Annotated in this window: 10 protein-coding genes; 4 read left to right on the top strand and 6 right to left on the bottom strand. The window is 74.3% G+C overall.

Annotated features, from left to right (window positions below; genetic code table 11):
* The first annotated feature begins 89 nt into the window (after nucleotides 1–89).
* Nucleotides 90–761 (top strand): TetR/AcrR family transcriptional regulator, encoded by a 672-nt coding sequence (locus ACJOT3_RS27410; RefSeq protein ID WP_406976006.1) that lies wholly within the window; start codon nucleotides 90–92, stop codon nucleotides 759–761.
* Complete coding sequence (locus tag ACJOT3_RS27405) at nucleotides 758–1,495, top strand: DUF4097 family beta strand repeat-containing protein (protein ID WP_406976005.1); 738 nt, start codon at nucleotides 758–760, stop codon at nucleotides 1,493–1,495. Before ACJOT3_RS27410 ends, ACJOT3_RS27405 begins: the two co-directional genes overlap by 4 nt.
* Nucleotides 1,496–1,686: 191 nt before the next feature.
* On the opposite strand, the gene ACJOT3_RS27400 is transcribed toward ACJOT3_RS27405, so the two are convergent.
* The 5 genes from ACJOT3_RS27400 to ACJOT3_RS27380 all read right to left on the bottom strand — a co-directional run bounded on the left by ACJOT3_RS27400 (nucleotide 1,687) and on the right by ACJOT3_RS27380 (nucleotide 6,432).
* The gene (locus ACJOT3_RS27400) at nucleotides 1,687–2,496 is read right to left on the bottom strand and encodes an IclR family transcriptional regulator domain-containing protein (protein WP_406976004.1); all 810 of its coding nucleotides are present in this window, start codon (nucleotides 2,494–2,496) and stop codon (nucleotides 1,687–1,689) included.
* A gap of 263 nt (nucleotides 2,497–2,759) precedes the next feature.
* Nucleotides 2,760–3,266: a DoxX family protein gene (locus tag ACJOT3_RS27395; RefSeq protein ID WP_406976003.1), complete on the bottom strand. Its 507-nt coding sequence runs from the start codon at nucleotides 3,264–3,266 to the stop codon at nucleotides 2,760–2,762.
* Between the two features lie 5 nt (nucleotides 3,267–3,271).
* Nucleotides 3,272–4,138, bottom strand: a complete 867-nt coding sequence (locus ACJOT3_RS27390; RefSeq protein WP_406976002.1) for a dioxygenase family protein — start codon at nucleotides 4,136–4,138, stop codon at nucleotides 3,272–3,274.
* Nucleotides 4,122–5,042: a citryl-CoA lyase gene (locus tag ACJOT3_RS27385; RefSeq protein WP_406976001.1), complete on the bottom strand. Its 921-nt coding sequence runs from the start codon at nucleotides 5,040–5,042 to the stop codon at nucleotides 4,122–4,124. Before ACJOT3_RS27385 ends, ACJOT3_RS27390 begins: the two co-directional genes overlap by 17 nt.
* A 220-nt stretch (nucleotides 5,043–5,262) precedes the next feature.
* Nucleotides 5,263–6,432, bottom strand: a complete 1,170-nt coding sequence (locus tag ACJOT3_RS27380; protein ID WP_406976000.1) for a CaiB/BaiF CoA transferase family protein — start codon at nucleotides 6,430–6,432, stop codon at nucleotides 5,263–5,265.
* Between the two features lie 235 nt (nucleotides 6,433–6,667).
* On the opposite strand from ACJOT3_RS27380, the gene ACJOT3_RS27375 reads away from it, so the two are divergent.
* Nucleotides 6,668–8,176, top strand: a complete 1,509-nt coding sequence (locus ACJOT3_RS27375; RefSeq protein ID WP_406975999.1) for an amidohydrolase family protein — start codon at nucleotides 6,668–6,670, stop codon at nucleotides 8,174–8,176.
* A gap of 98 nt (nucleotides 8,177–8,274) precedes the next feature.
* Here ACJOT3_RS27375 and ACJOT3_RS27370 read toward each other — a convergent pair whose 3' ends face one another.
* Nucleotides 8,275–8,994 (bottom strand): TetR/AcrR family transcriptional regulator, encoded by a 720-nt coding sequence (locus ACJOT3_RS27370; protein WP_406975998.1) that lies wholly within the window; start codon nucleotides 8,992–8,994, stop codon nucleotides 8,275–8,277.
* A 157-nt stretch (nucleotides 8,995–9,151) separates the two neighbouring features.
* Here ACJOT3_RS27370 and ACJOT3_RS27365 point away from each other — a divergent pair, with 157 nt between their 5' ends.
* Nucleotides 9,152–10,096: a ribose-phosphate diphosphokinase gene (locus ACJOT3_RS27365; RefSeq protein WP_406975997.1), complete on the top strand. Its 945-nt coding sequence runs from the start codon at nucleotides 9,152–9,154 to the stop codon at nucleotides 10,094–10,096.
* Nucleotides 10,097–10,117: the final 21 nt, after the last annotated feature.

Here is a 10,117-nt window from a genome sequence, read left to right as displayed (position 1 = left end):
CACGCCCGGGACCCGAACGCGCCCCACCTTGGCGCGAAGATTCCATACCCATGGGTATCCGACACCCGCGAGCACGCTAACGTCGTCCCATGAGCGTCGCGCCGCACGCCGGCCCCTCACCCCGAACCCCGCGCGACCAGGTCCGCCGCCGCCTCCTGGACGCGGCCGCCCGCGTCTTCGCCGAACAGGGCTACGCCGGCAGCCGCCTGGACGACATCGCGCGCACCGCCGGGTTCACCAAGGGCGCCGTCTACTCCAACTTCGGCGGCAAGCACGACCTCTTCGCCGCCGTCCTGAGCGAGCGCTCCGCCACCGAGGCCGACGCCGTCGCCGCCCACGCCCGCGACTCCGCCCCGGCCGCCGCCCTGGATGGCATCGCCCGCGACGTCGCCCGCCGCGTCACCCAGGACACCGAACGCGGCCGCCTGGGTCTGGAGTTCGCCGCCCACGCCACCCGTGACACCCCCACCCGCGAGGCCGTCGCCCGCATGCGCCGCACCCAGCGCGCCACCACCGCCGAGGCCGTCACCCGCCTGGTCGAACGCGGCCTGCCGCTGGCCACCGACCCCGCCACCGCCGCGCTCATCGTCCACGCCCTGGCCAACGGCCTGTCCATGGAGTACCTGGCCGACCCCGACGGTGTCGACGCCGACGCCGTCGAACACACCCTGGCCGCCGCCCTGACCGCGCTCACCGCCGCGGCTCCCGCCGTGCCCGCGCCCGCGAACGACATCGACGCCGAACCCGGAGACCTCGTATGACCGTCCGCTCCACCGCCGCGGCGACCGCCGCACTGCTCCTGGCCACCACCGCCTGTGCCGCCGGCCAGGACCCCGAACCGGAGCAGGAGAGCTTCGCCCCCGCCTCCGACCTGCTCACCATCGACGCCGACAACGGCAACCTGCGCGTCTCCCCCGGCGACGTCGAAGCGGTCGAGGTCACCCGCTGGATCTCCTCCAGCTCCCTGCTGGGCGACCCCGAGGCCTCGTGGGAACTCCTCGGCGACACCCTCGAACTGCGCGTGCGCTGCGGGGCCTTCACCAACTGCGAGGTCGAGTACGAGATCGTCGTCCCGGAGGGCACCACCCTCACCGTGCTCGGCGACAACGGGGACATCACCGCGTTCGGCTTCGCCGAGCCCCTGACCGCGACCACCGACAACGGCCGTGTCTCGGTCGCCGACATCTCCGGCCCCCTCACCCTGACCAGCGAGAACGGCGATCTCATCGGCCAGGGGATCAGCTCCGCCGAGGTGGCGGCCACCACCGACAACGGCCGTGTGGAGCTGGAGCTCACCGCCGTCCCCGACGCCGTGACGGTGCACACCGACAACGGGGACGCCGAGATCACGCTGCCCGACGCCGCCTACGCCGTGGCCGCCTCCTCCGACAACGGCGAGGTGGTCACCGAGGTCACCACCGACGCCGACAGCGCCCACCGGGTGGAGGCCGTCAGCGACAACGGCCGCATCCGCCTGCTCACCGCCGCGGTCTGAGCCGCGCCGGTGCCGCGGCGATGACGCAGCGGTGCCGCACAGGTCCCGCGGCGGTGACGCCGGTGCCGAAGCGGTGCCACGGCGGTATCACCGCTATGCCGCCGGTGTGCCGCCGGTGCCACAGCGGTGACGCGGCGATGCCGCACCGGTGTCGCCGGTGCCGCGGTCTCCGCACCCCGGCCGGCCGGACCTCAGGCCCGGTCGGTCGCCACGACCTCCAGCGGGCGGGCCCGCCACGCCTCCCAGTCGGCGCTGATCGCCCCCGCCGCGGCCAGCAGCAGCGGCAGGTGCCCCTCGACCAGGGTCTCCACCGAGGTCTCGGCGGCGTGCGCGTTGACGTTGACCGCCGCCGTCACCCGGCCCGACCCGTCGCGGATCGGCGCGGCCACCGACCGGATGCCCGGCGCCAGCTCCTCGTCGGTCAGCGCCCAGCCGCGCGCCCGCACCTCCCGCAGCACCGCGTCCAGCTCGGCCCGCTCCAGCGGCCGGTGCGCCCGCACCCCGGCCCGGGAGGGCTCGGCCAGCACCCGGTCCAGCTCCTGCGACGCCAGGTCGGCCAGCAGCACCTTGCCCAGCGAGGTGGACGCGGCGGGGAACCGGGTGCCGATGGTGACGGCCAGGGTGACCAGCTTGGGCACCGCCACCCGGGCCACGTACACGATGTCGGAGCCGTCGAGCTGGGCGATCGAGCACGACTCCCCGGTGCGCGCCACCAGGCCGCGCAGGTGCGGGACGGCCAGGTCCCACAGGTTCTGGGAGCCGATGTAGGCCGTCCCCAGCTCCAGCACCCGGGGGGTCAGCGCGAACACGCCGTCCCCGGAGCGCACGTACCCGAGCTGTTCCAGGGTGATGAGGATGCGCCGGACCGTGGGCCGGGCCAGCCCGGTGGCCGCGGCCACCTCCGACAGGGTCATCGAGGGCCGCTCGGGGCCGAAGCACCGCAGCACGTCCAGCCCGCGCGCGAGCGCCTCGATGAAGTCGGGGGTGCTGTCTCGACGCATGGACGACCTTTCCGGCTCTCCGGTTCTTCGGGGCCGCTCGGCGCCCGGGGACACGGGCGCGCCCGGGCGGGCCCGCGGTGCGGCATCGCCAGGCCTGCACGGCGACGCACGGCAAGGGTGCGGCCGCCCGTGTCACCGGCGCGAGCGCCGGACCGAACGCGCACGCCCACAGGACAAACCCTAGCGCCCCGGCCCCAGGGCCCCGCGGACCCCGTGTCAGGCCTCCTCTCGGGCCAGGTCTCAGGCCTCCCGCAGACCTCGCCTCAGGCCTCCTCCCGGGCGCGGGCCAGCACCGCCCGCCTGCGCAGCAGCACCGGCAGCGCGGTCGCCGCGCCCAGCGCGACCGCGGCCGCGCCGACCCACCACGGGTATTCGGCCATCCCCAGCAGGGCGTCCACCGAGTAGGCCCCGGGCCCGGTGAACGCCAGCGCCGCGGCGACCACCCCGTAGGCGAGCGCGACCTCGTACCCGCCCTGGTGCGCCCACAGCCCCTTGTCGGCGTTGGCGGAGGCCGCCACGATCATGGTCCCGCACACGATCGCCGCCCCCAGCGGCACCAGCGTCCCGGTCAGCAGCAGTACCGCGCCCGCCGTCTCCGACGCCGCGGCGGCCACCACCATCGGCCGGGCGGGCCGGAACCCCAGGCTGTGGAACAGCGGAGCGGTCCCGGCCAGCCCGGACCCGCGGAACCAGCCCAGGGTCTTCTGGGCGGCGTGGCCGAGCAGCAGCAGCGCCAGGGCGGCGCGCAGCAGGAGCAGGCCCTCGTCCACCGCCCTCACCCCTGCTTCGGCTGGAGCACGAAGTCGAACTCCGCGGTGGCGAACGGCCCGTCCATCCGGCTGCCGTCCGGCGCGGTCCCGGACCGGTGGCGTTCGAACGGCACCACCAGCTCCGCCTTGGTCCCGAACACCACGTCGTCGTCGAGGTAACGGGTGCCCTCCTCGAAGATGTGCGTGACGAGCCGCTCGTACCCGGGCTCCTCGATGAGGAAGTGGATGTGCGCGGGCCGGAAGTGGGAGATGGCGGTGCGCCCGATCAGGTCGCCCACCGGCCCGTCCATCGGGATGGTGTACCCCAGCGGGACCACGGTGCGCAGGCAGTACGCCCCGTCGGGCCGGGCCCGGTACTTGGCGCGCAGCCGCGCCTCCTCCACCTCCGGCAGCTGCGCCTCGTACACCCCCTCCCCGTCGGCCTGCCACACGTCCAGGACGGCCCCGGGCACGGGCTCCCCGGCCAGGTCGCGGACGGTGCCGTGGACGAACAGGGGTGTGCCGTCGATCCCGGCGGCCATGTTCCAGCCGTAGGGGGCGGCCGGGGACCCGTCGATGTGGAAGGGCCCCAGCACGGTGGCGGGGGTGGCGGCCGGGTCGAACCGGTGGTTCATCTGCACCACCAGCATGCTCAGGCCCAGCACGTCCGAGGCGAGGATGAACTCCTCCCTCTTGTCGTCGCTGATGTGCCCGGTGTCGGCGAGCCAGCGCATGGCCGCCGCCCACTCCTGCTCGGTGAGGTGGACCTCGCGGGCGAACGCGTGCAGGTGGCGGACCAGGGCGGTCATGAGTTCGGCGAGCCGGGGCGTCCCGGCGGTGGCCCACCGTCGCAGGGCCAGCTCGGTGATGTTGTCCTCAGTGGCGTGGGGCATCGTCGTCTCCGGGGGGAAGGCGGGTGGCGTTGCGGTCGACGAGCAGGTAGGCGTCCATGGCGACGGGGTGCTCGCGCTCCTCGGCGAGCTGGCCCAGCAGCCCGCCCGCCCGGGCCAGCAGCGCGAACCCGCGCAGCAGGTCCACGGGCAGTCCCAGGTCGGCCAGGGCGGCGCCGCACACCCCGGCCCCGTTGAGGACGAGCCTGCGGCCCAGCACCTGTTCGTGGACCCGGCCGATGGCCTGGAACAGCCGCAGGTGCGGGCCCTCCTGGTCCTCTTCGCGGGCGATGCGGACCAGGGCGGGGGTGCGGGGGTCGCCCTCCTTGTGGACGGGGTGGCCCAGGCCCGGGATGATCCGGCGGGCGGCGCGTTCGGCGGTGACGGCCTCCAGGGCCAGGGCGTCCCAGCCGGCGTCGTCGGCGGGCTCGTCCCCGGCACGGGCCAGGGTGTCGGCGAGGAACCTCCCGGTGTCCTCGGTGACGCCCAGGAACCGGGAGCCGCCGCCCAGCAGCCCGGCGGCCAGGGCGCCCTGGAGGGAGTCGGGGGCGCTGAGGTAGGTGAGGCGGGCGGCGATGGCGGTGGGGGTGAACCCGTGGTCGGCCAGCGCCACCAGGCAGGCCTCGAACAGCCGGACCTGGCCGGGGGCGGGCCTGCGCCGGGCGACCATCCAGAACACCAGCTCACCGAACCCGACCTTTCCCATGAGGTCGTCGGCCAGGTCGCGGCCGAGCAGGGTGATGCTGGACGTGGTGGAGGTCCCCAGCGCGGTGGGGAACTCAGGCCGCCCGCCGCCCGAGGCGTCCGGGCCGGGTGCGGAGTCGGCGGGTGCAGGGTCAGCGGGCACGGAGTCGGCGGACGAGGGGTCGGTGGTCACGGAGTCGGCCGCCACGGGGGCGGCGGGCACAGAGCCAGCGGGCACGGGATCGGACGGGGCAGAGCCAGCGGGTACGAGGTCGGCGGACGGGGGATCGGTGGACGCAGGGTCGGTCGGGGCAGAGCCAGCGGGTACGAGGTCGGCGGACGGGGGATCGGTGGACGCAGGGTCGGTCGGGGCAGAGCCAGCGGGTACGGGGTCGGCGGGCACTGGGTCGGGGCCAGGACCGGAGCCGGAGCCGGGGCCGGGTTCAGGGTTCACGGTCGTCCTCCTCCGACTCCAGCCAGGCGCGGATCTCCTCGGTGTGCTCGCCCAGGCGCGGCGGCGGCAGGTCGTAACGCGGTGCGCCGCGCGAGAACGTGATGGGGTGGCGCACCCCCGGCACCGCGTCCTCCCCCGTCCCGGCCGACACCACCGGCCCCAGCCCCAGCCCCTCGGCGAAGGCGACCCCCTCGGCGATGGAGTTGATGGGCGCGCAGGGCACCCCGGCGTCGATGAGCAGGTCGAACCACTCGGCCCGGGTGCGGGCGGCCAGCGCTCCCACCAGGTGCGGCCGCAGCTCGTCGCGGCGGGCGGTGCGGTCCTGGTTGCGGGCGAAGCGCGGGTCCCCGGCCACCCCGGGAATGCCCAGCACGTCGCAGAGCCGCGCGAACTGGCGGTCGTTCCCGGCGATGACGATGAGGTCGCCGTCGGCGGTGGGCAGCGGCTCGTAGGGGAACAGACTGGGGTGGGCGTTGCCCATGCGGTGCGGCACCACCCCGGCGGCGGCGTAGGCGCCGCTCTGGTTGACCAGGCCGGACAGGGCCGAGGACAGCAGGTCGACCGACACGCGGCGGCCCCGCCCGGAGCGTTCGCGCTCGTGCAGGGCGGCCAGGATGCCGACGGCCGCGTGCAGGCCGGTCACCACGTCGAACACCGAGATCCCGGCGCGGTAGGGCGGGCCGTCGGGGTCGCCGGTCAGGCTCATCAGCCCGGAGATCGCCTGCACCATGAGGTCGTAGCCGGGGATGCGGGCGCCCGCGCCGTCGCCGAACCCGGAGATGGAGGCGTAGACGACCCGGTCGTTGCCGGCCGCGACGGTGGCGTGGTCCAGGCCGAACCGCTCCAGCGCCCCGGGGCGGAAGTTCTCGATGAGCACGTCGCAGCGCCGGGCCAGGGTGCGGGCGGCCTTGAGGTCGCCGGGGTCGGTGAGGTCCAGGACCACGGACCGCTTGTTGCGGTTGACCGACAGGTAGTAGGTGGCCCGGTCGCCGCGCAGGGGTGGTGACCAGGTGCGGGTGTCGTCGCCCGCGGGGGACTCCACCTTGATCACCTCCGCGCCCAGGTCGGCGAGCAGCATCGTGGCGTAGGGACCCGCCAGGATCCGGGAGAAGTCCGCGACCAGGAGGCCGGAGAGCGGCCCCTGGGGGGCGTCCTGCATCGAGACGACCTTTCGTTGACCGCTGTACGGACTTGCGTCCGAAATCATCGTCGGATGATCGCACCCCCGTGTCAAGAGCGCTCTTCGCGCCAGAACAGGCACCCACAGGGACACCGGAGAAAATCCCGCCCACGCCATTGACAAGTGACCTGAGCCACATTCACCCTTGTCTCACCCAAGGAGATCGCTTGGCGGACGAGCGTCCGATCACCTGCGCCCCCCGGGAGAGGTCGCCATGACCCATCACTCCTCCGACCACCGGCCCAGCCCCCGCCCCAGTCCCGTCCCCGAGCCGGGACGGCCCCTGGTCTTCCGCAACGGCACCGTCCTGACCATGGACGCCGCCGGCACCGTCCTGGCCGACACCGACGTCCTCGTCGTCGGCGACCGCATCGAGGCCGTCGGGCCCCGCCTGGCCGTCCCCGACGGCACCCGCGAGATCGACGCCGCCGGCGGCATCGTCATGCCCGGCATGATCGACACCCACCGCCACACCTGGCAGACCGCCCTGCGCGGGTACGGCGCCGACTGGACCCTCACCCAGTACTTCGTGTGGTTCTACCTGGAGTGGGGCGCCCGCTTCCGCCCGCAGGACATCCACGCGGGCAACCTCCTGGGCGCCTGGGAGGCCCTGGACGCCGGGGTCACCACCACCGCCGACTGGTCCCACGGCCTGATCACCCCCGAGCACGCCGACGCCGCCGTCGACGCCCTGGAGGAGGTCCCCACCCGGTACGTGTTCGCCTACGGCAACATCCACGCCGCCCCCTGGGAGTGGACCGCCTCATCCGACTTCCGCGCCTTCCACGAACGCCGCTTCCACGGCGGGGGCGACGACATGCGCGGCTTCCAGCTGGCGTTCGACGTCACCGGGGAGGAGAGCTTCCCCGAAAAGGCGGCGTTCGAGGCCGCCCGGGAGCTGGGCGCCGAGGTCACCACCCACGCCGGGGTATGGGGCGCCACCGGCGACGCCGGCATCCGCCTCATGCACGACCACGGGTTCATGACCCCCGGCACGATCTACGTCCACGCCGCGTCCCTGTCGGAGGACTCCTACCAGCGCATCGCCGCCACCGGCGGCTCGGTGTCGGTGTCCACCGAGAGCGAGCAGAGCGCCGGGCAGGGCTACCCGCCCACCTGGCGGCTGCGCCGCCACGGCATCCCGGTCTCCCTGTCCATGGACACCGGCGTGTGGTGGAGCGCCGACCTGTTCAGCGCCATGCGCTCGACCCTGGGCGCGGACCGCTCCCGCGAGCACCTGCGGGCGCACGAACGCGGGGACACGGTGACCCACAGCCACCTGCGCGCCGAGCAGGTGGTCGCCTGGGCCACCCGCGGCGGCGCCCGCGCCCTGGGCCTGTCCCACGCCGTCGGCAGCCTGGAGGCGGGGAGGAAGGCGGACGTGGTGCTGCTGCGCAACGACGCCTCACCCGTGATGTTCCCGCTGCTCAACCCGTACGGGCACGTCGCCTTCCAGGCCCAGCGCGCGGACGTGCACACCGTGCTGGTCAACGGCCGGGTGGTCAAGCACGAGCACCGGCTGGTCGGCGCGGACCTGGGGGCGGTGCGCCGCGAGGTGGAGTCCACCCTGGAGTACCTGCGCGGGGAGCTGGGCGAGCGGGCCTGGGCGCAGGGCATGAACCCCGACGTCCCGCACACCGAGGTGCTGGACAACCCCTACACCTACACCGGGTTCCGCGATGCCTCGACCCATCGGCGGAAGGAGAGCGCCGCCGAGGGGTGAGGCGGCACCCGACGGGGCCGGGGTGGCGAGCGGGGTCGCCCCGGCCCTCCCCTGTCCCGTCCCCTCGACCGGTACCGCCCTTCGCCCGGCGGTGGTGGTCAGACTGCCCGGTGGGACGCCAGCCGGACCAGCAGCTCGTCCAGCAGGGCCGCCTCGCCGGGGGTGAGCGCCCCCTCGGCCCCGTCCCCGGACAGCAGCACCCGCAGCGCGTTGGCGTGCGCGGACACCCCGGTGCCCCCGGTACCCCCGGAGTCCTCCGCGGGGGCGGGGTCGGTCACCACGGCGGCCAGCACGGCCTCGCGCACCGCCTCCGACAGGCGCGGGTCGTCCTCGCCCCGTTCAATGAGGCTCAGCACCAGGCCGACGCCCGCGGTGTGGATCATCTCCGCGGCGGTCTCGGCGTCGATCGCCAGCCGCCCGGCCTCGGCGACCCGGCCCACCAGGCCCCGCAGGATCCCGCGGGCCCGGGCCGCCGCCGCGCCGCCCTCCCGCGAGGCGCCGGGGGCGTACATCAGCACGTAGTGGGCGGGGTTGTCCAGCCCGAACCGGACGTGCAGGTCCCAGCCCGCGCGCAGGTCCCGCACCGGGTCCCCGGAGGGTTCCTGGGCCTGTTTCCCGGCCAGGTAGCGGTCGAACCCGTCGGCGGCCACCGCGTCGAACAGCCCGGCCATGTCCCCGAACAGCCGGTAGAGGGTGGGCGGCTGCACCCCGGCGGCGGCGCTCACCGAACGCGTCGTGACGGCCTCGCGCCCCTGCCGGGTGAGGATGTCCGCGGCGGCGTCGATGACCCGCCGCCGTGTGTCCTGCCTGTCTCCCATGCACCCCAGGCTATCAACGGTAACAAATTCGTGTTATCCCCGGGCGGCGGCGTGCCCGCGCCGCGGGCCGACCCGTCAGCGTGCCACCCTGCGGGCGCCGAAAACGCAGGTAGTACCCTCATGGCGGCCCATCCCACCCCACGAAACAGGGACATCCGTGCGCGACATCGTCATCTTCTCCGGCAGCGCCCACCCCGAGATCGCCCAGGAGATCTGCCACGAGCTCGACAAGCCGCTCTCCCCCACCCGCGTCTCCCGGTTCGCCAACGACTGCCTGGAGGTCCAGCTCCAGGACAACTGCCGTGAACGCGACGTGTTCATCATCCAGCCGCTCGTCCCCCCGGTCCAGGAGAACCTGGTGGAGCTGCTGCTGATGCTCGACGCCGCCCGCGGGGCCTCCGCCGCCCGCACCACCGTGGTCATGCCGCACTTCGCCTACGCCCGCTCCGACAAGAAGGACGCGCCGCGCATCTCCATCGGCGCCCGCCTGGTCGCGGACCTGCTCTCCACCGCGGGGGCCGACCGGGTGCTGACCATGACGATGCATTCGCCGCAGGTCCACGGGTTCTTCAGCGTCCCGGTCGACCACCTGCACGCCCTGGGGGAGCTCGCCTCGCACTTCCGCGGCTACGACCTGTCCAACACCGTGGTCGTCTCCCCCGACTTCGGCAACGCCAAGGCCGCCTCGGCGTTCGCGCGCCGCCTGGACACCCCGGTGGCCGCCGGCGCCAAGCAGCGCTTCAGCGACGACAAGGTCAGCATCACCTCGGTGATCGGCGACGTCGCCGACCGGGACGTGATCATCCTGGACGACGAGGTCGCCAAGGGCAGCACCGTGGTGGAGCTGATCGAGCGGTTGCGCGAGCGCAAGGTGCGCTCCATCCGGGTGGCCTGCACCCACGGCCTGTTCACCGACGGCGCCCTGGACCGGCTGACCGCGATGGACGACGTCACCGAGATCGTGTGCACCAACACGGTGCCGCTGGCCCCGGAGAAGGCCACGCCCAAGCTGACGATGCTGTCGATCGCCCCGGCGCTGGCCGAGGCGATCCGCCGCATCCACAACGGCGAGTCCGTCAGCGCCCTGTTCGACGTCTCCTGACCCCGCGGGCCCGCGCCGCCA

The sequence above is a fragment of the Nocardiopsis protaetiae genome, from assembly GCF_045446735.1.
Lineage (GTDB): Bacteria > Actinomycetota > Actinomycetes > Streptosporangiales > Streptosporangiaceae > Nocardiopsis > Nocardiopsis protaetiae.
This window is presented reverse-complemented; position numbering and strand designations above follow the sequence as displayed.

Bases quoted from the DNA above. Each gene is read 5' to 3' on its own strand.
- ACJOT3_RS27410 (WP_406976006.1), top strand. From the start codon at position 90: ATGAGCGTCGCGCCGCACGCCGGCCCCTCACCCCGAACCCCGCGCGAC.
- ACJOT3_RS27370 (WP_406975998.1), bottom strand. From the start codon at position 8,994: ATGGGAGACAGGCAGGACACACGGCGGCGGGTCATCGACGCCGCCGCG.
- ACJOT3_RS27390 (WP_406976002.1), bottom strand. From the start codon at position 4,138: ATGCCCCACGCCACTGAGGACAACATCACCGAGCTGGCCCTGCGACGG.
- ACJOT3_RS27405 (WP_406976005.1), top strand. From the start codon at position 758: ATGACCGTCCGCTCCACCGCCGCGGCGACCGCCGCACTGCTCCTGGCC.
- ACJOT3_RS27380 (WP_406976000.1), bottom strand. From the start codon at position 6,432: ATGCAGGACGCCCCCCAGGGGCCGCTCTCCGGCCTCCTGGTCGCGGAC.
- ACJOT3_RS27400 (WP_406976004.1), bottom strand. From the start codon at position 2,496: ATGCGTCGAGACAGCACCCCCGACTTCATCGAGGCGCTCGCGCGCGGG.
- ACJOT3_RS27375 (WP_406975999.1), top strand. From the start codon at position 6,668: ATGACCCATCACTCCTCCGACCACCGGCCCAGCCCCCGCCCCAGTCCC.